Genomic DNA, 22,344 nt, shown 5'->3' on the forward strand with positions numbered 1-22,344 from the left:
CATGACTACTGCTGCTGAGGCCCCGACGCAGGCCACGGGCCGCGTGGCCCGTGTCATCGGCCCGGTCGTCGACGTGGAGTTCCCCGTCGACGCGATGCCGGAGATCTACAACGCGCTGACCGTCGAGATCGCCGACCCGGCGAACGCCGGCGAGACCAAGACGCTGACCCTGGAGGTCGCGCAGCACCTGGGCGAGGGCCTGGTGCGCACGATCGCCCTGGCGCCCAACGACGGCCTGGTCCGCCAGTCGCCCGTGACGGACACCGGCAAGGGCATCACGGTGCCGGTCGGCGACGTCACCAAGGGCCGGGTGTTCGACACCCTGGGCCGGATTCTGAACGAGCCCGAGGCGGAGTCCGAGATCAGCGAGCGGTGGACGATCCACCGCAAGGCGCCGGACTTCGACCAGCTCGAGTCCAAGACCGAGATGTTCGAGACCGGCCTGAAGGTCATCGACCTGCTCACCCCGTACGTCAAGGGTGGCAAGATCGGCCTGTTCGGCGGCGCCGGCGTCGGCAAGACGGTGCTGATCCAGGAAATGATCATGCGCGTCGCCAAGCTGCACGAGGGCGTCTCCGTCTTCGCCGGCGTGGGCGAGCGCACCCGTGAGGGCAACGACCTGATCGCCGAGATGGACGAGTCCGGCGTGCTCCCGCAGACCGCGCTGGTCTTCGGTCAGATGGACGAGCCGCCGGGCACCCGGCTGCGCGTCGCGCTGGCCGGCCTGACGATGGCGGAGTACTTCCGCGACGTGCAGAAGCAGGACGTGCTGTTCTTCATCGACAACATCTTCCGCTTCACCCAGGCCGGCTCCGAGGTGTCCACCCTGCTGGGCCGCATGCCCTCCGCGGTGGGCTACCAGCCGAACCTCGCGGACGAGATGGGCGTGCTCCAGGAGCGGATCACCTCGACCCGCGGTCACTCCATCACCTCGATGCAGGCGATCTACGTGCCCGCGGACGACCTGACCGACCCCGCGCCGGCCACCACGTTCGCGCACCTGGACGCCACCACGGTGCTCTCCCGGCCCATCTCCGAGAAGGGCATCTACCCGGCGGTGGACCCGCTGGACTCCACCTCGCGGATCCTGGACCCGCGCTACATCTCGCGGGACCACTACGACTGCGCCTCGCGGGTCAAGGGGATCCTGCAGAAGTACAAGGACCTCCAGGACATCATCGCGATTCTCGGCATCGACGAGCTGAGCGAGGAGGACAAGCTCACCGTCCAGCGCGCCCGCCGGATCGAGCGGTTCCTGTCGCAGAACACCCACGCGGCGAAGCAGTTCACCGGCATGGACGGCTCCGACGTCTCGCTGGACGAGTCGATCGCGGCGTTCAACGCCATCGCCAACGGCGACTTCGACCACTACCCGGAGCAGGCGTTCTTCATGTGCGGTGGGCTGGACGACCTCAAGGAGAAGGCCAAGAAGCTCGGCGTCTCCTGACCGATCGTCGGACGCGCGCGGGGCGGGGGGCGACCCCCGTCCCGCGGCCGTCGGCGCAGGCACCTATTCTTCGATGGAGAAGCGAGAGGCATGGCGAGGATGACCATGGCAACGATGACGAGGACGGAGAGCCGTCGTGGCTGAGCTGCACGTCGAGCTGGTGGCCGCGGACCGGCGGGTCTGGTCCGGCGAGGCCAGCCTGGTCGTGGCGCGCACCACCAGCGGTGACATCGGCATCATGCCGGGCCACCAGCCGGTGCTGGGCGTGCTGCAGTCGGGACCCGTGACGATCAGGACCACCGGAGAGAACGGCCAGGGCACCGTGGTCGCGGCGGTGCACGGCGGCTTCATCTCGTACACGGACGGTAAGCTGTCGCTGCTCGCGGAGATCGCGGAGCTGTCCGACGAGATCGACGTCGAGCGCGCCGAGCGGGCTCTGGAGCAGGCCAGGGCCGGCGAGGACGCGTCCGCCGAGCGGCGCGCCTCGGTGCGACTGCAGGCGGTGACGGCCGGCCGCTGAGGCAGTCACACAGGCGGGCCCGCGCGGCGGGCATGGGCGTCAGACACCCGGGAGACACCGGACACACCACGAGGCGAGGAGGTCAGTCGGCATGGTCCTCGCGCTGCTTGTGGTCGGCTCGGTGCTCCTGCTGCTGGTGCTCGGACTCTTCGTCTTCGGGCTGCGGCGTCGGCTGATCCAGCGCTCCGGCGGCACCTTCGACTGCAGCGCCCGGTTCACCGCCCCGCGTGCCGGTCAGTCGTCCGGCAAGGGCTGGCTGTACGGCGTGGCCCGGTACAACGGTGACCATGTCGAGTGGTTCCGGGTCTTCTCCTACGCTCCGCGCCCCCGGCGCACACTCCAGCGCGACCGTATCCAGGTCAGGGAGCGGCGCCATCCGCACGGCGAGGAGGAGCTGGCGCTGCTGCCGGGCGCCCTCGTGCTGAACTGCCGGCACGACGGGCAGGACGTGGAGCTGGCGATGAGCGAGGACGCCTTCACCGGCTTCCTCGCCTGGCTGGAGGCGGCCCCGCCGGGCCAGCGCGTCAACGTCGCCTAGATCGCGCGGCCTGGCCCGTCCTCCCGCGAGCGTACGCACGAGCGTGGCCCGGGTCCGGACGAGCCGCTGTCCTGAGCCGGGCCACGCCGTCGTGGGGCGGTGGTGTGGGTGTCAGGTGAGTCCGCCGCGGATGGCGTTTACCAGGTCACCGTCGGCCGTGTCGCCGGAGAACTCCCAGAAGAACGCGCCGCCCAGGCCCTGCTGGATGGCGTAGTCCATCTTCCCCGCGATCGTCTCCGGGGTGTCGTAGCTCCACCATTCGGAGCCGCAGTGCGCGTAGGCGGTGCCGGCCACGGTGCCGGTGGCCGGGCACTCGCCGACCAGCACCTTGTAGTCGTCGATGCCCGCCTCGTAGGTGCCGGGCGCCGCGCCGGTCGCGGTGCCGCCGGGCGCCGCCTGCGTCACCCCGGTCCAGCCGCGGCCGTAGAAGCCGATGCCGAGCAGTAGCTTCTCGGACGGCACGCCCTGGTCCTTGAGCGCCGCGACGGCCGCCTCGCTGTTGAAGCCCTGCTGCGGTATCCCGTCGTAGGAGCCCAGCGGCGAGTGCGGGGCGGTCGGTCCGTCGGCGTCGAAGGCGCCGAAGAAGTCGTACGTCATCACCGCCAGGTAGTCGGCGTACTGGGCGCCAGTGGCGTAGTCCACCGCGTCGATCTTGCCGCCCTCCGAGGCGTCGGCCGTGATGGCGGCGGTGACCAGCTGGTCGCCGAAGACGTCACGGAAGGCGCCCATCATCTCGCCGAAGACGGCCGGGCCGCTGCTGTCGCACTGAAGGCCGCAGGCGTTGGGGTACTCCCAGTCCAGGTCGATGCCGTCGAAGACGCCGGCCCAGCGCGGGTCGTTGACCAGGTCGTAGCAGGACTGCGCGAACCGCTGCGGGTCCTGCATGGCCTGGGTGAAGCCGCCCGACCAGCTCCAGCCGCCGAAGGACCACAGCACCTTGATGTTCGGGTACTGCTCCTTGAGCTGCCGCAGCTGGTTGAAGTTGCCGCGCAGGGCACCGGTGTCCCAGCTGTCGGCCACGCCGCTGACGCTCTCCTCGGCGCTGTAGAAGCGGTCGTAGGCGGCGTACGAGTCGCCGATGGTGCACTCGCCGTTCTGCACGTTGCCGAAGGCGTAGTTGATGTGGGTGATGTCCTCGGCGGAGCCCGAGTCCACGATGTCCTTGACGTGGTAGCCGCGGTCGTAGACGCCCCATTCGGCGAAGTAGCCGAGGGTCACGGGCTCGGCGGCCGTGGTGCCGACCGGCCCCTCCTCCGCCTGTGAGGTGCTGGCGAGCGCGAGGGCGCCGCCCAGCGGGAGCAGCGTCAGGGCCGCCGCGATCGCGGTGATCCGACGCCGGGTTCGTCTGAAGGCTGTGCGTGCCAGGGTCCGCAACGGGCTGCTCCTTGGTTCGGTTCGGCCGCGGGCGGCGGCCGGACAGGTGGGGGTGAGCAAGGGGAGCGTAGAAAGGTCTGGACCAGTGGTCAATGGGTCTGGACCAATTACGGTGTGACGGGTGTGGACCGGCCGCGCGCTAGGAGCGTTCCCGTGGGCCGTCCTGGCCGAGGCCCAACTCCTGGGCGAGCACGGCCGCCTGGACCCGGCTGCGCAGGTCGAGCTTGTGCAGGATGCGGCTGACGTGGGTCTTCACGGTGGCCTCCGCCATGTGCAGCCGGGCGGCGATCTGCGCGTTGGACAGGCCCGCGCCCACCTCGGCCAGCACCTCGCGCTCGCGCGGGGTGAGGCCGTGCAGTCTGGCCGAATCGGCGCGCGGCGCGCGCGGCGCGGCCGAGCCGCGGACGAACTCCGAGATCAGCCGCCGGGTCACCGCGGGGGCGATCAGCCCGTCGCCGGCGGCCACGGTCCGGACCGCGTCGAGGAGCCCCGCGGCGTCGCTGTCCTTGAGCAGGAAGCCGGCCGCGCCGGCCCGCAGCGCGCCGAAGACGTAGTCGTCGAAGTCGAAGGTGGTCAACACCAGCACGTCGGCGAGGCCCTGACCGGCGATCAGCCGGGTGGCCGAGATCCCGTCCAGGCGCGGCATCTGCACGTCCATCAGCACCACGTCGGGGCGCAGCTCGGTGGCCAGCGCGACCGCGGCCTCGCCGTCCTGGGCCTCGCCCACCACCTCGACGTCGGGGGCGCTGCCCAGGATCAGCACGAGCCCCTGCCGCACCGCCGCCTGGTCCTCGGCCACGATCACCCGGATGGTCACCCGCGGTACGTCCTCTCCGTGCTCTCCCGCCGGCTGTTCCGGTGGTCCCCGCTGTCCGGGTCGTTCGCGTCGGCCCGGTGGGCCCGGTCGGCCCCGTGCGTCCGGCCGTCGCGGACCGGGTGCGCGGCCGGCTCGGTGCGGTCCGGACGGTCCGTCCGGCCGCCGCGTTCGGCCATCGCCGCCGGCTCGGCGAGCGGCAGGGCGGCCCGCACCCGCCACAGCGGGGTGCCGTCGGGCCCGGTCACCTGCCCGGCCGCCAGGTCTCCGTCGAGCAGCTCCACCCGCTCCCGCATCCCGGCGAGCCCGGCCCCGGAGCCGGGCGCGCGGGCGGTGGCGCGCCTCTCGTACCGGCTGGTCACCGTCACCACCAGCGCCTCGTCCCGGTGGTCGAGGGCGACGACCACCTCGCCGGGCGCGGCGTGCTTGACCGCGTTGGTGAGCGACTCCTGCACGATGCGGTAGGCGGCCAGCTCCACCGGCGCGGGCGGCCGGGGCCGCCCGCCCGCCGGCTCGGCCGCGTCGCGGCGGACGAACCGCAGCTGGCTGGCCGCGCCCGCGCCGGCGGCCTGCCGCAGCAGCGCGTCCAGCCCGTCCAGGCTAGGTGTCGCCCCCGGCTCCTCGTCGCTGCTGGCCCGCCGGAGCAGCTGGATCACCCGGCGCAGCTCGGCCAGGCCCTGGGTGCTGTTCTCCCGGATCACGGTCAGCGCGTTCCTGGAGGCGTCCGGGGTGTCCAGCGAGAGCGCCGCCGTGGCGTGGATGGCGATGGCGGACATGTGGTTGGCGACCATGTCGTGCAGCTCGCGCGCCATCCGGGCGCGTTCGGCGGCGACCGCCTGGACCCGGTCCATCTCGGCCAGCAGCGCGGTCTGCTCCGCGCGGAGCCGCTCCGCCGCGGCGGCGTCGCGGTGGGTGCGGATGGTCAGGCCGGTCCACGCGGGGGTGACCAGGACGCCGGCGCCCAGGGCGCCGAGCAGCAGGGCCTCCGGCTCACGGAAGACGGCCAGCGCGCCGACGGTGATCGCGGCGGTCAGCACCACGCTGAGCCACATCACCGCCCGGGACATGCGGGGGGAGCCGTAGAGCACGGCCGCGTACACCACGTCGGTGAACATGATCATGACGGCGAGCTGCCCGCCCGACAGGGCGTCGCCCACCAGACCCGCGACGGACAGCGGCAGGGCGACGGCCGGGGTGCGGCGCAACAACTCGGCGCAGCACATGGCCAACAGCCCGACGAGCACCGGCGGGCCGCCGGAGCCGTCGGCTCGGAACGTGTAGAAGAAGTGGAAGATCACGCCCACGAGGCCGCCGGCCAGTCCCGCCACCGCGATCCACACGTCGTGGCGATGGGGACGGGCGGGGCGGCGCATGGCTCCATCAGAGCACGTCGGGGGCACGCCCGGCACCACCTGAAGGACGTACATCGAAGGATGCAGCGGGCCGCCGGCGAATCGTCGCGCGCGACGACGTGCGGGCCCGCGAGGACCGGGACGCTGGAGGGGAACGACGGAAGGAGCCCTCGTGATCGTCGCGTTGATCGTCGCCGCGGAAATCGCCTTCTGGGTGGTGCTCGCCGCCGGGCTGGGCGCCCGTTACCTGCTGCGGATGCCGCGGCTCAGCACGGCGCTGCTGCTGGGCGTGCCGCTGATCGACGTGCTGCTGCTCACGGCCACCGTGCTCGACTTGCGCAACGGCGGCGAGCCGTCGCACGCGCACGGGCTGGCGGCCCTGTACCTGGGCTTCACGGTCGCCTACGGGCACACCGTGATCGCCTGGGCCGACGGGCACGCCGCCCACCGCCTGGGCAGGGGACCGAAGCCGCCCAAGGCGCCCAAGGGCGGCTGGGCGCGCGCGAGGCACGAGTGGCGACTGTGGTCGCTGACGCTGCTCGCGGTGGCGATCGGCTGCGCGGTGCTCCAGGGCATGATCTGGGGCATCGGCGACGCGGACCGCACGGAGCCGCTGGTCAACTGGCAGCTGTCGGCCCTGCGGGTGCTCGGCATCCACCTGATCATCGCGCTCTGCTACACGATCTGGCGCGGCGAGGAGAGGCCCGACGCCGAGCAGTCGACCGGGGAGCCCGCGCGCATGGCGGAGCGGTCCGGTCAAAATTATTGAAGAAGTTAATTATTTCCTCTAGCTTACGGCCATGACGGCCCCCCGGACGGTTCGCGCCCCCATCACCACCCCGGCGACCGCGCAGGTCTTCACCACCGTCCTGACCCACGGCCCGATCTCCCGCCAGGACGTGGCCCGGCTGACCGGCCTGTCCTCGGCGGCGGTGACGAAGGCCGCACGGCCGTTCATCGACGCCGGCTACCTGCGGGAGCTGGATCCGGTGCTGCGCGCGACGGGCGCCGGACGGCCCACGGTTCCCCTCGGGGTGTGCGCCGACCGGGAGTTCTTCCTGGGCGTCAAGGTGACCGCGGACGAGCTGATCGGCGTCGTCACCGACCTGCGGGCGCGCACCCGGCACAGCCTGCACCGCCCGCTCGGCGGCCGGTCCGTGGGCGAGGTGGTGCGCGCCCTGTCCTGGCTGGCGGACGAGCTGCTCGCCACCCGGCCGGACGACCGGGCGCGGGCGCACTGCCTGGGAGTCGCCGTCTCCGGCGACGTGGACCGGGCCACCGGTTCGGTGCGCTACTCGCCGTTCCTCGGCTGGCGCGACGTTCCGCTCGGCGAGCTGCTGGGCGAGGCGACCGGGCTGACCGTGACGGTGGAGAACGACGTGAAGTCCCTCGCGGTCGCCGAGTACCTGTTCGGCCACGGAGTGGGCTCGGACGACCTCGCCCTGGTCACCGTCGGCGCCGGCATCGGCTGCGCGCTGATCGTGGGCGGCGCGCTGGTGGCCGGCGCCCGCGGGGTGGCCGGCGAGATCGGGCACGTGCCGGTGCGACCCGACGGGCCGCCCTGCCACTGCGGGGGAGTGGGCTGCGTGGAGGCCATCGCGTCCACCCAGGCGATCGTCGACGCCGCCCGGCTGGCCACCGGCGACCGCGCGCTGACCCTCCCGGACGCCGTCCGGCTGGCCAGGGCGGGCGACGACCGGGTGCGCCCGTTGTTCGAGCGGGCCGGACACGCTATCGGCCAGGGGCTCGCGGCCGTGGCCAACCTGGTCGGCCCGGAGCGGATCGTGGTCTCCGGCGAGGGCGTCGCCGCCTACGACCTGTTCGAGGAGGCGATCCGGACGACCTTCGCCCGCCAGGCGTTCGGCGCCGCCGACTGTCCCCTGATCCTCAGCCCGCTGCCGTTCGAGGAGTGGGCCCGCGGCGCCGCCGCCGTCGCCATCCAGGACCTCGTCACCCACCGGACCGCCGCGCCCACGCGCTGAGCCGCCCGCCGTTCCCCCGTCGTCCCGCCGCCCCGCACCGCCCCCCACGGAGGTCACCCAGTGTCCCTGCCCAGCCGTCCCCGACGTCTCCTGACTCCCCGCGGAATACTGGCGCCGCTGGTGGCCGCCGTGCTCTCCGTCGTGGCGCTGCCCGCCCAGCCGGCCGCGGCCAAGAGCGACTTCTCGGCCCGTCCCTTCATGGGCTGGAGCAGCTGGAGCGTGCAGTCCTCCACCCACCAGGACTACGGCCAGAACTGGCTGAACGAGGCCAACGTCAGGCGCGCCGCCGACGCCATGGCGGAACACCTGGCCCCGGCCGGCTACCGCAACATCAACATGGACGCCGGCTGGAACGCGGATCTCGAATGGAACTTCCACAGCGACGCCAACGGCATCCCCGACCCCGACCCCGCGCGCTTCCCGAACGGCATGGCCAGCCTCGTCGACCACATCCACGACAAAGGGCTGAACGCCGGCCTCTACGTCGCCGCCGGGCTGGAGAAGGAGGCCTACGACCGGGCCGTCCCCATCCTCGGCACCGACTGCACCACCCGCGACATCGCCGTCCAGCCGCTGACGCCCACCAACATGTGGGGCGGCAACTGGAAGATCGACTACGCCAACCCCTGCGCCCAGGCCTACATCGACTCCATCGCGGACCGGTTCGCCGCATGGGGCGTGGACTTCGTCAAGGTGGACGGCACCACCGAGGACAACGTCGCCGACATCGCCGCCTGGTCGGACGCGATCGACCAGACCGGACGCACCATGTGGCTCACGGCCAGCGCCTGGCCGGTGCCCCGCGCCATCGGCGACGACCTGCGCCCGCACGCCAACAGCGTGCGCGTCGACACCGACGTGGAGTGCTACTGCGAGACCGTCAGCTCCTGGCCGAACTCGGTGGACGACCGGTGGCGCGACCTGCCCGACTGGCTCAGCGACGTGGGCCCGAACTACTGGCCCGACCTGGACTCCATGCCGATCAGCAACAACACGGGCCAGGGCATCCAGGACGGCATCGACGACGTCGAGCGGCAGAGTGTGATGACCTTCTGGTCGATGGCCTCCGCCCCGCTCTACGTCGGCGGGGACATCGCCCTGATCGACGACGCCGCCCGGTCGATCCTCACCAACCCCGAGGTCGTCGCCGTGAACCAGGCCGGCGTGCTGCCGACCCGGATCAACGGCGGCACGCTCCAGCGCTGGCAGAAGCAGCTGCCGGACGGCAGCACGGTCATCGCCGTCTACAACCTGGGCGGCTCGGCCAGCGACATCACGGTCGACCTGGCCGCGCTCGGCCTCGACGGCGCCCGGAACGTCCGCGACCTGGCCGCCCGCGCGGACCTCGGCACGGCGGACGGCACCTGGACCGCGACCGCGGTGCCGCCGCACGGCTCCCGCATCATCCAGGTGACCGACGCGTCCTAGCCGGCGCCGGGGGAGAGCCGGCCGGCCCGGCTCAGCGGTTCTCCCCCGGCACCCACTGCACGTCGCCGCCGTGCTCCTTGTTCGCCGTGCGGGCGAGGATGAACAGCAGGTCGGACAGGCGGTTGAGGTAGGTCGCGGTGAGCCGGTTCATCGTGTCGCCGTGCGTCTCCAGTGCCGCCCAGGTCGAGCGTTCGGCGCGCCGGACCACGGTGCACGCCTGGTGCAGCAGCGCCGCGCCGGGGGAGCCGCCGGGCAGGATGAAGCTGCGCAGCTTCTCCAGCCCGGCGAGGAACCGGTCGCAGTCCGCCTCCAGCCGGTCCACGTACCCCTGTTCGACCCGCAGCGGCGGCACCTCGGGCTCCGCCACGACCGGCGTGCACAGGTCGGCGCCGACGTCGAACAGGTCGTTCTGCACGCGGACCAGCACGACCCGGATCTCCTCGGGCAGCTGTCCGAGGGCCAGGGCCGCGCCGATCGCCGCGTTGGCCTCGTTCGCGTCGGCGTAGGCCGCGATCCGCTGATCCGTCTTGGCGGTCCGGCTGAAGTCCCCCAGCGCCGTCGTCCCGTCGTCGCCGGTGCGTGTGTAGATCCGGGTGAGGTTCACCATGCGGCGAGCCTACCCGGCGGGGCCTCAGGCCCCGGCCCTGCGAAACAGCTGGGTTCCCAGGGTGAGGGTCGCGCCCGCCAACACGGCCCCGACCAGCACGCCGAGTCCGAGGTCGGTGCTGAGGTAGTCCCCGACGAAGGCCGCCCGGACGCCGTCCACCAGGTAGCGGAACGGCACGAAGTGCGAGACCACGTCCAGCCAGGCCGGGGCGAGCGCCATGGGGAGGAGGATCCCGGAGAGCAGCATGGCCGGCAGGCTGAAGGAGTTGACCACCGGCGCGAACTCCTGGACGGTGCTCACCCGCATGGCGAACGCGTAGGAGAGCGACGCCAGCGAGATGCCGAGCACGGCGACGAAGAGGAAGCCGACCAGCACCCCGAGGACGGGGGCGCGCAGCCCGAAGGCCACCCCGGTCAGCAGCAGGATCGTGGACTGCACGAGGAGCTGCGCGGCGTCCCGCAGCACCCGGCCGAGCAGCAGCGCCAGCCGGCTGACCGGCGTCACCCGCATCCGTTCCACGATGCCCAGCTGCTTCTCCATGATGATGCCGAAGCCCGCGAACGCGGAGCTGAACAGCGCGAGCTGGACCAGCAGGCCCGGCACCAGGGTCTGCCAGGAGTCGCCGTCGCCGCCCAGCGGGACGTCCTCCAGCAGCGGGCCGAAGAAGGCCAGGTAGAGCATGGGCTGGAGCAGCCCGAAGACCAGGCTGATCCGGGAGCGCAGGGTCTGGCGCAGATAACGGCCGAAGATCAGGCCGGTGTCGGAGAGCACGCTGGTCAGCGTGCTCCGGCCGGGCGGCGCGGGGGCGACCGGCGCCGCGACGGTGCCGGACGGACCGGACGGACTGGGTGGGCTGGACGGGCTGGACGGAATGGGCATGGTGGGCGTGGGTCCCCTGTCGAGGTCGGGTGTCTCGGGATCGTTGGGGTGGGGTCAGATGGCGACCGGCGCGCGGTCGTCCTTCTTGGCCGGGCCGCGCCCGGTGATGGCGACGAAGGTGTCCTGGAGCGTGGCGTCGGTCGAGCCCGTGTACCGGGTCTTCAGCTCCGCGGCGGTGCCGTCGGCCACGATCCGGCCGCCGTCGACGACGACCAGCCGGTCGGCCAGCGCGTCGGCCTCGTCCAGGTAGTGCGTGGTGAGGAACACCGTGGTGCCGCTCTCCGCGCGGACCCTGCGGATCAGGTCCCACACGTCGGCGCGGCTGCCCGGGTCGAGGCCGGTGGTCGGCTCGTCGAGGAACAGCACCCGGGGCCGGTGGACGAGCGCCAGCGCGATGTCGAGCCGCCGCTTCTGCCCGCCCGAGAGCTGGGAGCACTTGCGGTCCAGCAGATCGGTGAGCTCCAGGTCCGCGGCCAGTTCGTCGGCGCGGGCGACGGCGTCCGCCTTCGACAGCCGGTACATCCGGCCCTGCAGCACCAGTTCGGCGCGCACCGTCTCGTCCGGGGCCACGCCGCTGGCCTGCGCGACGTAGCCGATGGCGGTGCGGACCGCCGTCGGCTGGCGGGCCAGGTCGTACCCGGCGACGGTGGCGGTGCCGCGGGTGGGCGCGAGCAGCGTGGTCAGCATCCGCAGGGTGGTGCTCTTCCCGGCGCCGTTGGGCCCGAGGAAGCCGAGCAGTTCGCCGGTCTGGACGGTCAGGTCGATGCCGCGCACCGCCTCCACCGGGCCGCGTTTGGTCTCGAAGGTACGGGCGAGGTCGTGGGTGGTCAGGATGGGAGCCATGCCGCCCAGAAAAACAGAGACGCTTAAAATTTGCAACGTCTCCAAGTTTTCATTTGGTCAAGGATCGCTACGATGTGCCCCATGGCGGGCCTCAGGGAGCGGAAGAAGCAGCAGACCAGGCAGCACATCTCCGACGTGGCCACCCGGCTCTTCCTGGAACGCGGCTTCGTGACGGTGACCGTCGCCGAGGTCGCGGACGCGGCGGACGTCTCCGTCAACACCGTGTACAACTACTTCCCCGCCAAGGAGGACCTCTTCTTCGACCGCGAGGAGGAGGTCGTCGACCTCCCGTCCCGGCGGGTGCGCGAGCGCGGGCCCGGCCAGTCGGCCGCGGACGCCCTGCTCGGCGGCCTGCGGCAGGACGTCGAGGAGCGCAGCTCACGGGTCGGCCTGCAGGGCGGGTACGACCGCTTCCTCCAGGTCATCCAGGCCGCGCCCACCCTCCAGTCCCGCCTGATGGGCATGCAGATCCGGATGTCGGGCCGGCTGGCCGAGACCCTCCGCGGGGAGGCGGGCGCCGGTCCCGACGACCACACCCCCGAGGTGGTCGCAGGCCAGTTGATGCTGCTCTACGGCATCGCGTTCCGCACCGTCGCGCACGGCACGGCCGAGGGCGCGTCCGAGGACGACATCGCCCGGCTGCTGTTGGAGAAGCTCGACACGCTGGAGCGGCTGTACGGCGACGAGGTCAGGGGCTATCTCCGCCGACCCGCGTGACCCCCGCGTGACCCCCGTGTGACACCTCTGCGTGACTCTGGTCTCTTTGCGCGCTCCCGGCCCTGCACTCCGTGCCAGGATGCACTACGGTGGCGCGCCCGGAAGTTTTTCGGCGCCGTCGTGGCGCCTCAACTCGGGTCGGATCAAGGGAGATCGCACGTGGCCAGGAAGCTCGCCGTGGTCGGCGCCGGACTGATGGGATCGGGCATCGCCCAGGTCTCCGCCCTGGCCGGGTGGGACGTGGTGCTGCGAGATCTCACCGACCGGGAGCTGGGCCGCGGGCGGGACGCCGTCGCCGGCTCGCTGGCGAGATTCGTGGCCAAGGAGAAGCTGACCGAGGACCAGGCCGAGGTCGCGATGGCCCGGATCATCACCACCACCGACCTGGACGCCGCCGCGGACGCCGACCTCGTCGTCGAGGCGGTCTTCGAGGACGTGGACACGAAACGGGAGCTGTTCCGGACCCTGGACGGCCTGGTCAGGGACGGCGCGGTGCTGGCCTCCAACACCTCCGCCATCCCGATCACCAAGCTGGCCGCCGCCACCGGGCGTCCCGAGGCGGTGGTGGGTACGCACTTCTTCTCGCCCGTCCCGATGATGCCGCTCTGCGAGCTGGTCCGCGGCCTGCGGACCAGCGACGAGACCCTGGCAGTCGCCCGGGAGTTCGCCGAGTCCACCGGCAAGACCTGCGTCGTCGTCAACCGGGACGTCGCCGGATTCGTCACCACCCGGCTCATCACCGCGCTGGTCGTGGAGGCGATCCGGCTGTACGAGTCGGGCGTGGCCACCGCCGAGGACATCGACACCGCCTGCCGCCTCGGCTTCGGGCACACCATGGGCCCGCTGGCCACCGCCGACCTCACCGGCGTGGACGTGCTGGCCCGCGCCACCGAGAACGTCTACGCCGAGACCAGGGACGAGAAGTTCGCACCGCCCGAGCTGATGCGGCGGATGGTGGAGGCCGGCCGGATCGGTCGCAAGAGCGGACACGGTTTCTACTCCTACTGACGGTCTTTCACGACTGTTCGGCATGCCCCGAGCCGGTGCTCACTCGCGCGGGTGATATTGGTATCGGTTCGAGCACGGACAGCAACCTCACCGGCCCCCGGGCCGTCAGCTGTAACAGCCGTCGTACTCAGCCGCATCAGGCCGTATCAGCCGTCGCCACACGCGAGGAAGCGGGAACGCATATGCACATCACGGGCGACCACGAGGAAATCGTCGTCGTCGGAGGACGTCTGGACGTGCGGAGCGCGGCGGACGCGCGGCTGGCGCTGCACCGGGCCGTCGACGCCGGGCAGGGCGACCTGGTGCTCGACCTCAGGGGCCTGGACGCCTGGGACGCCACCGGGCTCGGGGTCATCATGGGGGCGCATCGGCGGGCGGGCCGGTGCGGACGGCGGCTGGTGCTACGGGACGTCCCGCCGCGCATGCAACGAGTGCTGGTCGCCACCCGGTTGCACCGGATTCTCACCATCGCCTCCTGAACCGGTAGCCCACCCGCCCTCCCACTCCTGGGGCGGGGCGGTAGCGTGGTGCCGTTGAGGCGGCGGAGCCGCACCACCACCCAGAGACTGCCGAGGGACTCTGCGTCATGGACTCCAACCACCCCGCGTCACCGGGCAGGGCGAGCGAGGCCGGTCCGGAGCGGGCCGTCGAGCTGGTGGCGGGTGACTTCCTGCTCACCGTCAACCCGGTGGACGGCTGCGAGATCGAGCCCTGCCCGCCGGGGCGCCGGCCGATAGCCCCGAGGCGCGCCCGCGAGCCCCAGGGACCGGGTGCCACCGCCGCCGGTGGCGGCGCCGACGCCACCCTACCCCTCCTCGACGACAGGATGCTCGAACGCCAGCAGGAGCGGCACCGGCTCGGCCGGCTGATGGCCAAGGGCCGCTCGGTCCGCGTCACCGGGCCCAGCGGCGCCGGCCGCACCACGCTGCTCAACGCCGTCGCCGAGGACTCCTCCGCGCTCGCCCCCGACGGGGTGATACGCCTCAGCGGCCACCACCGCACCGTCGACGACGTGCTGCACGAGCTGTACGCCGCCGTCCACCACACCCCCCGCTACCGTCCGGGCCGCACCGAACGCTCCGCCGCGCTCCGCGAGATCGGCGCCGTGGTCGTCGTGGACGACGTCGAGTTCGGCGGCGCCGCGCTGGACGAGCTGCTCGACGCCACGCCGGAATGCGCCTTCCTGCTGTCCTCCCCGCAGGACACCCCAGGGCCCGGGATCCCCTCCCGGCTGACCGAGTTCCCGCTCGGCGGGCTCAGCCGGGACGCCTGCCTGGAGCTGCTCGCCCGCTGCGCCGGCCGCCCGCTGGACGAGGCGGAGTCCGGCTGGGGCGCCGTGCTGTGGCACACCGTGGAGGGCCTGCCGCTGCGCTTCGTGCAGGCCGGCGCGCTGCTGCGGCAGCGCGACCGGGGCTCGGGCGGACCGCTGCCGGCCGGGCCCCAGCTGGCCTCCACACTGGCCCTGGCGCTGCCCGACGCCGCCACCGAGGTCCTGCGGCTGGCGATGGCGCTCGGCGGCGAGCTGCCGGAACCCGACCGGCTGCCGATCCTGACCGGCGACCCGCGGGCCGCCGCCACCCACGCCGAGGTGCTCGCCAGCGGCCTGGTCACCGCCACCGGAACCCGGCACCGCGTCTCCGCCGCGACCGGGGCCCAGCTGACCGCCGCCGGCTTCGTCGAGGACGCGTCCGAGCGCGCGCTGAGCGCCGCCCGGCACTACACCCGCTGGTACGCGGACTCCTCCTTGGGCCCGGCGGACCAGGGAGGCACCCGCGAGCTCGTCGAGCGCGCCGGCGTCGAGGCCGACGTGCTGCTCGGCGTGGCCCGCTCCGCGCACCGCGGCGGCCACGCCGCCGCGGTGTCCGCGCTGGCCAGGAGCACCGCGCCACTGCTCGCCGCGGCGCTGCGTTGGAGCGCCTGGGAGCGGATGCTGCGGAACGGCGGCGAGTCGGCCAGGAGCGCCGGCGACGTGGCCAGACAGGCGTACTTCCACCACGAGCTGGGCGTGCTCGCCATCTGCCAGGGCCGCCTCGACCGGGCCAGGGCGGAGCTGGAGGCCTCCACCGCGCTCCGCGGCGTGCTGGCCGACACCAGCGGCTCCGTGCTCGGGCGGCGCGCCCTGGCGCTGGCCCAGGACCTGACCCGCCCGGCCGTGCCGCCGCCCGGGCGTCCCGCGACGCGGCTGGGCCTGCCCCCGGGGGCCGGCGCGACGCCGGTGGCCGCTCCGGCCGGGCCGGCCGCCGGCGCCGACGAGGCCGACACCCGGCGGGTGCCGCTGGTGCTCACACCCACCGGCGCGACGGACGACACCCGGATCATCGCGCCCCAGCCGGCGGAGCACGAGGCGCGGCACGCCACGGGCCACCACCGTCCGGCGCGGACCGGCGGCCGCCGCAGCGTGGTCGCCGCCGGCGCGGGCGCGGTGCTCGCGGCGGTGCTGGGCACGTTCGTCGCGCTCGGCCTCACGGGCGGCGGCGACGACGGGGACAGCGGCGGCACGGATCCCACGGTCGCCGACCCGGACACCGGCCTGGGCGGCGACGCCACCACGCCCGCGGCCGACGAGGACACCCCGACCGCCGAGGACACCGGCGACGGCAAGGGCGACGAGACGCCGACCCAGTCCGAGACCCCGGACCCGACGACGGAGCAGCCCTACACCCCGGACGACCCGACGTTCGAGGACCCGGCCACCACCCCGGAGTCCTCCGACTCGACCACCCCGGCACCGCCCACCGAGTCCGAGACCGGCAACGTCGCCACGGGCGGCGGCTCGGGTGGCACGGACGAGGGCACCAGCACGGGCGGCACGGGCGGCACGGGTGGCACGGACGAGGGCACCTCGGAGGGTGGTGACGGCGGTACCGACGAGGGCACGTCCGAGGGTGGTGACGGCGGTACCGACGAGGGCACGTCCGAGGGTGGTGACGGCGGTACCGACGAGGGCACGTCCGAGGGCGGTGACGGCGGCACCGACGAGGGCACGTCCGACGGCTCGACGGAGGGATCCACCGAGGGATCCACCGAAGGCACGACCGCCGGCACCACCGCGGGCACCTCCGAGGGGGCGGACGGCGGCACCGGCACCCCGGAGGAGACCGCCACCGAGACCCCGACCGCCCCCTGACCGTCCCCCCGACCGGCCGGTGTCCGGCTAGAAGAGCCGCAGCTTGTCGTCGTCGGTGCCGCGCAGCGCCTCGTAGTCCAGCGTGACGCACCGGATCCCACGGTCGGTCGCCAGCGTGCGGGCCTGCGGCTTGATCTCCTGGGCCGCGAACACCCCCTGCACCGGGGCCAGCAGCGGATCCCGGTTCAACAACTCCAGGTACCTGGTGAGCTGTTCGACTCCGTCGATCTCGCCCCGGCGCTTGATCTCCACGGCGACGGTCACGCCCGTCGCGTCGCGGCCCAGGATGTCGACCGGGCCGATGGCGGTGGGGTATTCGCGCCGGATCAGGCTCCAGCCCTCACCCAGCGTCTCCATGCGGTCGGCGAGCAGTTCCTGGAGGTGGGCCTCGACGCCGTCCTTGATCAGCCCGGGATCGACGCCGAGTTCGTGCGAGGAGTCGTGGAGGATCTCCTCCATTGAGATGATCAGCCGTTCGCCGGCGCGGTTCTCCACGGTCCACACCGTGCCGCCGTCCTGCTCGCCCTCCTTCAGCGAGCAGGGGGGAGACATCCAGTTCAGCGGCTTGTAGGCACGGTCGTCGGCGTGGACCGAGACCGAGCCGTCCGCCTTGATCAGGAGCAGCCGGGGCGCCGTGGGCAGATGGGCGGTGAGCCGCCCGACGTAGTCCACGGAGCAGCGGGCGATGACGAGACGCATGGCCCCCAGCCTAGAGGTCGGCGACCGAGCCTGAAGCGCCGCCAGCGGCCCGGGAAATGCGTGGGATTGATGGGATTCGACAGTGGCCTGTTATGTGCCCATTCCACTGACATAAGGGAGCCGTGAGCTCTACCGTTGGGCCGGGGACATCGCCGTCCGGACGGTCGCCTCATGGACGCGGTGTGGGGGGCGGCGGGTCCTGTGAATCCCGCCCGCCTCGACCCCTTTCCGGGGTCGTGAGAGGAGACTTCCATGTCGCTTGACGTCTCACCGGCACTGCTCGCGCAGGCCGAGCGAGGCGAGGTCGACGAAGCGGAATTCGTCGACTGCGTCCGACACTCTCTGCCCTATGCGTGGGACATGATCAGCTCGCTGGTCGCTCGGCTGCAGGTGGACGGCGGAGAGTTCGCCGACAACACCACGCCGCCGCCGGACGAGCAGGCGCGGGGCCAACTGCTCCGCGCGCTGGCCAGTGACGCCATCAGGGGGGCGCTGCAACGGCACTTCGGCGTGCGGTTGGCCTTCCAGAACTGTCACCGGGTCGCGGTCTTCCCCCTCGACGCCTCGTCGGACGAGCGGCTGGCCCGGTTCACCTCGGTCCGAGGCCAGCTGCTCAACCAGTCGCCGGAGCTGCGCGACTGCTGAACCGCTCGACGCCCAGTCCACCGGACGTCGCCCTGACGGCCGCTGCCGCCCTCCCCGTCCCCGCGGACCGCTCCGCGTGCCGGGGCAGGAGCGGCAGCACGTCGTCCGCGAGCCGCCGGACGTTCAGCTCGGTGGCGGCGCGCTCGCCGGAGCCCTCGACCAGCAGGGCGAAGCGCCGGATCCCGGTGCGCTCCGCCGTCGCCGCCAGCCGGTCCGCGCACAGCCGGGCGTCGCCCACCGGGTGCAGCTCGCACAGCAACTCCGTGTAGGCCAGCGGGTCCCGCATCCGCCGCGGACCGCCGTCGAAGGTCTGGTGCGCGGCCAGTCCCTGCCGCAGCCAGCCGGGCAGCGCCCGGCGCAGCGTCTGCACGGCCTCCGAGTGGCTGTCGGCGACCTGTGCCACGCCCGCCGAGACGTGCCGCGCCGCGGCCGCGGCGACGGCCTCGGGGGCGTGCCCCGCCGCGTCGGCGGCCTCCCGCCACAGCGACACCATCCCGGCCTTCTCCTCGTCGCCGATGTGCATGCCGAGCAGCATGGGCAGCCCGTGCCGGGCGGCCAGCCGGACCGTGCCCGGCGAGGTGCAGGCGACCAGCACCGGGGGACCGTCGTCCGGCACCCCGTCCGGTGCCTCGTCCGGCACCGGTCTGGGCACCACCGGCACCTCGCGGAAGCGGAACCGCTCGCCGGCCGCGCCCACCCGCGGCTCCCGCAACCAGCGCAGCAACAGGTCGAGCGATTCGGGGAAGTCGCGCTCGTACGCCGCCAGGCCGCCGCCGAAGACCTCCAGGTCGACCCACGGGCCGCCGCGGCCCACCCCCAGCGAGAACCGCCCGCCGGACAGCAGGTGCAGCATCGCGGCCTGCTCGCCGAGCGTCACCGGGTGCGTGGTGGGCAGCACGCTGACCGCGGTGCCCACCTGGATGCGCCGGGTGCGGCCCAGTAACAGCGCCGCCAGCGTCACGGCCGAGGGGCACACCCCGTACGGCACGAAGTGGTGCTCGGCCAGCCAGACCGCGTCGAGTCCCGCCGCCTCGGCCGTCTCCGCGGCCCCCGTCGTCCGGCGCAGCGCCTCCTGCTGGCTCTGGCCCGGATACTGACCGGCCAGCAGGAACACCCCCACCCGCAGCCCCTCGTGCATCGCCCTCGCCCCTCTCGCGCGGCTCGCGCCATCTCTGGCATGTTCCACAGGCATTAACGTCCGACACGTGCCCCGAGGCACGGGCCGACGGGAGTTTCTCCGATGATCATGAGTCCGTGTGCGGCCGGGAACGGTGCGTAGACTCGTAGGACGACATCGTGTCCGTTCCCGTACCGCTTCCGAGGTGTTTCCGTGTCCCCGCGTCGCAACCGCCCGCGCGGCCCGCAGAAGAGTCCGCAGCCCGGCCAGGCGCCGGCGCGCTACGGCCTGGAGCAGACGGAGGACTGGCGGGGCGAGGACTGGATGGTGCGCGGCATGGCCGCGGGCGCCGCGGCCAAGCACTACCGGTGCCCGGGCTGCGACCAGGAGATTCCGCCCGGCGTCCCGCATCTGGTGGCCTGGCCGCGAAACGGCGACGTGGCGGACCGGCGGCACTGGCACCGGGCCTGCTGGAACGCGCGGGACCGCCGGAGCGTGCGGCCCCAGCGGTCCCGGAACGCACCCCGCTACTGAGCGCGCCCGAGGGCGCGTTGTGGCGCGCGCGGGCGTGCGGTGGCGGGTGACGGCTCAGGCGTCCGAGGAGGCGAGCCTGGCGTACGCGCCGACGAGCGCGGTCAGCGTGACGGCGGCCAGCAGCCCGAGCAGCGGCCAACCCGTGCTGTCCTCGTCCTGTATCGGGATGCCGTAGAGCGAGGCCAGCCCGTTGAGCGGCGAGTACTCGAGGAGCGCCTCGCGGACGTCCTTCAGGCTGTCGGTCACCATGAACCCCGCCATCACCAGCGGCAGCAGGACGACCCCGACCATCGCGGTGATGGCTCCCGCGGAGTGCCGCAGCAGACCCCCGACGGCCAGGCCGAGCAGGCCGAGCAGCGAGACGTAGAGGGAGGCGCCCACGGTGGCGCCCAGCCAGTGCTCCCCCGTGGCGACCACCTTTCCGCCCTCGATGGAGCCTTCCAGAATCGCGTCGTTCCGGGCGAAGTCGTCGACCGGCAGGTCGCCCAGCATCGAGGAGTGGATCAGCCCGGTCAGCGCCGTGGCCAGCAACGTCATGACGAACGCCAGCAGGAAGAACACCGTCGCCTTGGCCAGCAGCACGCGGCCGCGCTGCGGGCAGGCGGTCAGCGTGGTGCGCATCATGCCGGTGCCGTACTCGGACGAGATGACGAGCACACCGAGCGTGATGATGCACAGCTGGCCCAGCATCAGGCCGAAGAAGCCGCCGGCCAACAGCGGGGCGCTCACGTCGTCCGCCGCGGCGAGCCCGACCGCCGTGAGCAGGCCCACGCCGACCGTGAGCCCGAACATGGTGATCAGCGTCCACACGGTGGAGCGCACGGACCGGATCTTCGTCCACTCGGAGGCCAGGGCGTGCCCGATATGGGTCTGCCGGATCGGGATCGGCGACGCGTAGCCGCTGAGCGCGGGAGCGCCCTGCGGCTGCGCGGCGAGCGGTGGCGGCGGCCCCTGCGGCACGACCTGCGCACCTGCCTGCGGCGCGTTCGCCGGCGGCGCGCTCGCCTGCGGCGCCTGGGTGGGCATCTGGGGCGGCGTGCTCATCGGTTGTCCTCGTTGGTCGACGTGTCGGAGGGCTGGGCGTCCGGTTGGGCCGGGCTGGGCAGCACGGGCACCCCGAGCGGGAACGTCGCCCCCGCCGGAGCGTCGCCCTGGCGGGCGGCCGAACCCGCGCCCTGCCCCGGCTGACCGGCACCCTGTCCGGCTGCGGCCGGGGGAGCGCCCGGCACGGCGGCGCCGTTCGCGCCTGCGGCGCCTGACGACGGCTGGCCGGTGGCGGCCGGTGTGCCCCCGTGTGGCGTGGGAGCACCCGCGCTCTGTCCGGCCTGGCCAGCGCCGTATGCGCCGGGGCCCCGCCCCGGCTGGCCGGGGGGCGTGCCCGGGGCGGCGTGTGCGCCTGGGGCGCCCGGCTGGGGGTGGCTGGTGGCGGCCGGTGTGCCGCCGTGCGGTGTGGGGGCGCCCTGTCCGGGCTGGCCCGGGGGAGTGCCCGGCGCGGCGGCGCCGTATGCGCCGGGGGCGCCTGGCGCTCCGGGGCCCTGCCCCGGGGACGTGCCCGGCGCGGCAGCGCCGTACCCGGCGGGGGCGCCCGCTGCGCCGCTGTGCGGCTGCGCGGCACCGGCGGGCTGGGCCGGCACCGCCGGCGGCGTGCCCGGCGCGCCAGCGCCGTACGCACCCGGCTGTCCGGCGGCCGGTGCTCCGGGGCCCTGGCCCGGGTGGACCGGCGCGCCAGCGCCGTACGTGCCGGCGGGGACGGGCGCGGCAAGCGCCGCGCGGGCGTCGTCCGTGGAGCGGAAGTCGACCGCGCCCTGGGTCATCCGCATGTACGCCTCCTCCAGGGAGGCCGTGTGCGGGGAGAGCTCCCAGAGCCTGACGTCCGCGCCGTGCGCGATGTCGCTGATCCGCGGCAGGTCGAGTCCGAACACCTTGAGTGCGCCGTCCTGTTCCGGCTGCACCTGGCCGCCCGCCTCGGTCAGGGCCTTGTTCAGGGAGTCGCGCTGCCCCGGGTCGCCCTCGGGCGTGCGGACCCGGGCGAAGCCCGTGGAGTTGCGCTCGATGAACTCCCGCACCGGCATGTCCGCCATCAGCTGTCCGCGCCCGATGACGATGAGGTGGTCCGCGGTCTGCGCCATCTCGCTCATCAGGTGGCTGGAGACGAAGACCGTGCGGCCCTCGGCGGCGAGCCGCCGCATCAGGGTGCGGATCCAGAGGATCCCCTCCGGGTCGAGCCCGTTGACCGGCTCGTCGAAGAGCAGCACCTGCGGGTCGCCGAGCAGCGCCGCCGCGATGCCGAGGCGCTGGCCCATGCCGAGCGAGAAGCCCTTGGAGCGCTTCTTCGCCACCTCCTGGAGCCCGACCACGCCGAGCACCTCGTCCACCCGCCGGGACGGTATCCCGGACAGCTGAGCCAGGCAGGTCAGGTGCGCCCGGGCGCTGCGCCCGCCGTGCTTGGCGTTGGCGTCCAGCAGCGCGCCCACCTGGCGTGGCGCGTTGGGCAGCTGCCGGTACGGATAGCCGCCGATGGTCACCGTGCCGCCGGTCGGCGCGTCCAGCCCGAGGATCATCCGCATCGTGGTGGACTTGCCGGCGCCGTTCGGGCCCAGGAACCCGGTGACCTTGCCGGGTTGTACCTGGAATGTCAGGTTGTACACGGCCGTCTTGGAGCCGAAGCTCTTCGTCAGGCCGACTGCCTCGATCATCCTGCTTTGCCCCTGGT

22 protein-coding genes are annotated in these 22,344 nt (G+C 73.3%); 12 read left to right on the top strand and 10 right to left on the bottom strand.

Features of this window, described 5'->3' with window-relative positions:
- Nucleotide 1: 1 nt before the first annotated feature.
- The 3 genes from atpD (at nt 2) to ABGB06_RS03370 (ending at nt 2,505) form a co-directional block, all read left to right on the top strand.
- On the top strand, nt 2-1,447 hold the full coding sequence (gene atpD, locus ABGB06_RS03360) for a F0F1 ATP synthase subunit beta (protein WP_347585124.1): 1,446 nt from the start codon (nt 2-4) through the stop codon (nt 1,445-1,447).
- Between the two features lie 136 nt (nt 1,448-1,583).
- Nucleotides 1,584-1,967, top strand: a complete 384-nt coding sequence (locus ABGB06_RS03365; protein WP_347585126.1) for a F0F1 ATP synthase subunit epsilon — start codon at nt 1,584-1,586, stop codon at nt 1,965-1,967.
- Between the two features lie 91 nt (nt 1,968-2,058).
- On the top strand, nt 2,059-2,505 hold the full coding sequence (locus ABGB06_RS03370; RefSeq protein WP_347585127.1) for a DUF2550 domain-containing protein: 447 nt from the start codon (nt 2,059-2,061) through the stop codon (nt 2,503-2,505).
- 111 nt (nt 2,506-2,616) lie between these two features.
- On the opposite strand, the gene ABGB06_RS03375 is transcribed toward ABGB06_RS03370, so the two are convergent.
- The 3 genes from ABGB06_RS03375 to ABGB06_RS03385 all read right to left on the bottom strand — a co-directional run bounded on the left by ABGB06_RS03375 (nt 2,617) and on the right by ABGB06_RS03385 (nt 6,066).
- Nucleotides 2,617-3,834 carry a glycoside hydrolase family 18 protein gene (locus tag ABGB06_RS03375; protein ID WP_347585446.1) on the bottom strand — a complete coding sequence of 406 codons (1,218 nt, stop codon included), beginning with the start codon at nt 3,832-3,834 and terminating at the stop codon, nt 2,617-2,619.
- Nucleotides 3,835-4,018: 184 nt separating this feature from the next.
- Entirely contained in the window at nt 4,019-4,696 is a 678-nt protein-coding gene (locus tag ABGB06_RS03380) for a response regulator transcription factor (protein WP_347585128.1), read from the bottom strand.
- Nucleotides 4,693-6,066, bottom strand: a complete 1,374-nt coding sequence (locus ABGB06_RS03385; RefSeq protein WP_347585129.1) for a histidine kinase — start codon at nt 6,064-6,066, stop codon at nt 4,693-4,695. Before ABGB06_RS03385 ends, ABGB06_RS03380 begins: the two co-directional genes overlap by 4 nt.
- Nucleotides 6,067-6,217: 151 nt before the next feature.
- Between ABGB06_RS03385 and ABGB06_RS03390 the strand changes: the two genes are divergently transcribed.
- From ABGB06_RS03390 to ABGB06_RS03400, 3 genes are read left to right on the top strand one after another with little or no spacing between them, the layout of a single operon-like run.
- Complete coding sequence (locus ABGB06_RS03390) at nt 6,218-6,814, top strand: hypothetical protein (protein WP_347585130.1); 597 nt, start codon at nt 6,218-6,220, stop codon at nt 6,812-6,814.
- Between the two features lie 31 nt (nt 6,815-6,845).
- Nucleotides 6,846-8,027: an ROK family protein gene (locus ABGB06_RS03395; protein ID WP_347585132.1), complete on the top strand. Its 1,182-nt coding sequence runs from the start codon at nt 6,846-6,848 to the stop codon at nt 8,025-8,027.
- Nucleotides 8,028-8,087: 60 nt separating this feature from the next.
- Nucleotides 8,088-9,455, top strand: a complete 1,368-nt coding sequence (locus tag ABGB06_RS03400; RefSeq protein WP_347585133.1) for a glycoside hydrolase family 27 protein — start codon at nt 8,088-8,090, stop codon at nt 9,453-9,455.
- Between the two features lie 31 nt (nt 9,456-9,486).
- On the opposite strand, the gene ABGB06_RS03405 is transcribed toward ABGB06_RS03400, so the two are convergent.
- The 3 genes from ABGB06_RS03405 to ABGB06_RS03415 all read right to left on the bottom strand — a co-directional run bounded on the left by ABGB06_RS03405 (nt 9,487) and on the right by ABGB06_RS03415 (nt 11,784).
- Nucleotides 9,487-10,062, bottom strand: coding sequence for a cob(I)yrinic acid a,c-diamide adenosyltransferase (locus tag ABGB06_RS03405; protein ID WP_347585134.1), 576 nt, complete (start codon nt 10,060-10,062; stop codon nt 9,487-9,489).
- A gap of 24 nt (nt 10,063-10,086) precedes the next feature.
- On the bottom strand, nt 10,087-10,842 hold the full coding sequence (locus ABGB06_RS03410) for an ABC transporter permease (protein WP_347585448.1): 756 nt from the start codon (nt 10,840-10,842) through the stop codon (nt 10,087-10,089).
- A 153-nt stretch (nt 10,843-10,995) separates the two neighbouring features.
- Nucleotides 10,996-11,784, bottom strand: coding sequence for an ABC transporter ATP-binding protein (locus ABGB06_RS03415; RefSeq protein ID WP_347585135.1), 789 nt, complete (start codon nt 11,782-11,784; stop codon nt 10,996-10,998).
- A gap of 81 nt (nt 11,785-11,865) precedes the next feature.
- Between ABGB06_RS03415 and ABGB06_RS03420 the strand changes: the two genes are divergently transcribed.
- The 4 genes from ABGB06_RS03420 (at nt 11,866) to ABGB06_RS03435 (ending at nt 16,636) form a co-directional block, all read left to right on the top strand.
- On the top strand, nt 11,866-12,501 hold the full coding sequence (locus tag ABGB06_RS03420) for a TetR/AcrR family transcriptional regulator (RefSeq protein WP_347585136.1): 636 nt from the start codon (nt 11,866-11,868) through the stop codon (nt 12,499-12,501).
- Nucleotides 12,502-12,660: 159 nt separating this feature from the next.
- Nucleotides 12,661-13,509, top strand: a complete 849-nt coding sequence (locus ABGB06_RS03425; RefSeq protein ID WP_347585137.1) for a 3-hydroxyacyl-CoA dehydrogenase family protein — start codon at nt 12,661-12,663, stop codon at nt 13,507-13,509.
- A 182-nt stretch (nt 13,510-13,691) separates the two neighbouring features.
- Nucleotides 13,692-13,988 carry an STAS domain-containing protein gene (locus tag ABGB06_RS03430; protein ID WP_347585138.1) on the top strand — a complete coding sequence of 99 codons (297 nt, stop codon included), beginning with the start codon at nt 13,692-13,694 and terminating at the stop codon, nt 13,986-13,988.
- Nucleotides 13,989-14,095: 107 nt separating this feature from the next.
- The gene (locus ABGB06_RS03435) at nt 14,096-16,636 is read left to right on the top strand and encodes an ATP-binding protein (protein ID WP_347585139.1); all 2,541 of its coding nucleotides are present in this window, start codon (nt 14,096-14,098) and stop codon (nt 16,634-16,636) included.
- A gap of 27 nt (nt 16,637-16,663) precedes the next feature.
- Here ABGB06_RS03435 and nucS read toward each other — a convergent pair whose 3' ends face one another.
- A complete protein-coding gene (gene nucS, locus ABGB06_RS03440; protein ID WP_347585140.1) occupies nt 16,664-17,335 on the bottom strand; it encodes an endonuclease NucS in 672 nt (223 codons plus the stop codon).
- A gap of 252 nt (nt 17,336-17,587) precedes the next feature.
- Between nucS and ABGB06_RS03445 the strand changes: the two genes are divergently transcribed.
- Nucleotides 17,588-17,980, top strand: coding sequence for an SCO5389 family protein (locus ABGB06_RS03445; RefSeq protein WP_347585141.1), 393 nt, complete (start codon nt 17,588-17,590; stop codon nt 17,978-17,980).
- On the opposite strand, the gene ABGB06_RS03450 is transcribed toward ABGB06_RS03445, so the two are convergent.
- A complete protein-coding gene (locus ABGB06_RS03450; protein WP_347585450.1) occupies nt 17,949-19,106 on the bottom strand; it encodes an LLM class flavin-dependent oxidoreductase in 1,158 nt (385 codons plus the stop codon). The two genes, ABGB06_RS03445 and ABGB06_RS03450, sit on opposite strands and share 32 nt — an antisense overlap.
- Nucleotides 19,107-19,310: 204 nt before the next feature.
- Here ABGB06_RS03450 and ABGB06_RS03455 point away from each other — a divergent pair, with 204 nt between their 5' ends.
- A complete protein-coding gene (locus ABGB06_RS03455; RefSeq protein WP_347585143.1) occupies nt 19,311-19,631 on the top strand; it encodes an ATP/GTP-binding protein in 321 nt (106 codons plus the stop codon).
- 54 nt (nt 19,632-19,685) lie between these two features.
- Here ABGB06_RS03455 and ABGB06_RS03460 read toward each other — a convergent pair whose 3' ends face one another.
- Together ABGB06_RS03460 and ABGB06_RS03465 are read right to left on the bottom strand one after the other, a co-directional pair.
- Nucleotides 19,686-20,675, bottom strand: coding sequence for an ABC transporter permease (locus ABGB06_RS03460; RefSeq protein ID WP_347585144.1), 990 nt, complete (start codon nt 20,673-20,675; stop codon nt 19,686-19,688).
- Nucleotides 20,672-22,327 carry an ATP-binding cassette domain-containing protein gene (locus ABGB06_RS03465; RefSeq protein WP_347585145.1) on the bottom strand — a complete coding sequence of 552 codons (1,656 nt, stop codon included), beginning with the start codon at nt 22,325-22,327 and terminating at the stop codon, nt 20,672-20,674. The genes ABGB06_RS03460 and ABGB06_RS03465 overlap by 4 nt, the downstream gene beginning before the upstream one ends.
- Between the last annotated feature and the right edge of the window lie 17 nt (nt 22,328-22,344).

This window comes from Streptomyces sp. B6B3 (genome assembly GCF_039871525.1).
In the GTDB taxonomy this organism is placed as follows: domain Bacteria; phylum Actinomycetota; class Actinomycetes; order Streptomycetales; family Streptomycetaceae; genus Streptomyces.

Coding starts and splice junctions, on each gene's coding strand:
- atpD (WP_347585124.1), top strand. CDS start 2: ATGACTACTGCTGCTGAGGCCCCGACGCAGGCCACGGGCCGCGTGGCC.
- ABGB06_RS03430 (WP_347585138.1), top strand. CDS start 13,692: ATGCACATCACGGGCGACCACGAGGAAATCGTCGTCGTCGGAGGACGT.
- nucS (WP_347585140.1), bottom strand. CDS start 17,335: ATGCGTCTCGTCATCGCCCGCTGCTCCGTGGACTACGTCGGGCGGCTC.
- ABGB06_RS03415 (WP_347585135.1), bottom strand. CDS start 11,784: ATGGCTCCCATCCTGACCACCCACGACCTCGCCCGTACCTTCGAGACC.
- ABGB06_RS03370 (WP_347585127.1), top strand. CDS start 2,059: ATGGTCCTCGCGCTGCTTGTGGTCGGCTCGGTGCTCCTGCTGCTGGTG.
- ABGB06_RS03445 (WP_347585141.1), top strand. CDS start 17,588: ATGTCGCTTGACGTCTCACCGGCACTGCTCGCGCAGGCCGAGCGAGGC.
- ABGB06_RS03405 (WP_347585134.1), bottom strand. CDS start 10,062: ATGGTGAACCTCACCCGGATCTACACACGCACCGGCGACGACGGGACG.
- ABGB06_RS03460 (WP_347585144.1), bottom strand. CDS start 20,675: ATGAGCACGCCGCCCCAGATGCCCACCCAGGCGCCGCAGGCGAGCGCG.
- ABGB06_RS03435 (WP_347585139.1), top strand. CDS start 14,096: ATGGACTCCAACCACCCCGCGTCACCGGGCAGGGCGAGCGAGGCCGGT.
- ABGB06_RS03465 (WP_347585145.1), bottom strand. CDS start 22,327: ATGATCGAGGCAGTCGGCCTGACGAAGAGCTTCGGCTCCAAGACGGCC.
- ABGB06_RS03420 (WP_347585136.1), top strand. CDS start 11,866: ATGGCGGGCCTCAGGGAGCGGAAGAAGCAGCAGACCAGGCAGCACATC.
- ABGB06_RS03395 (WP_347585132.1), top strand. CDS start 6,846: ATGACGGCCCCCCGGACGGTTCGCGCCCCCATCACCACCCCGGCGACC.
- ABGB06_RS03385 (WP_347585129.1), bottom strand. CDS start 6,066: ATGCGCCGCCCCGCCCGTCCCCATCGCCACGACGTGTGGATCGCGGTG.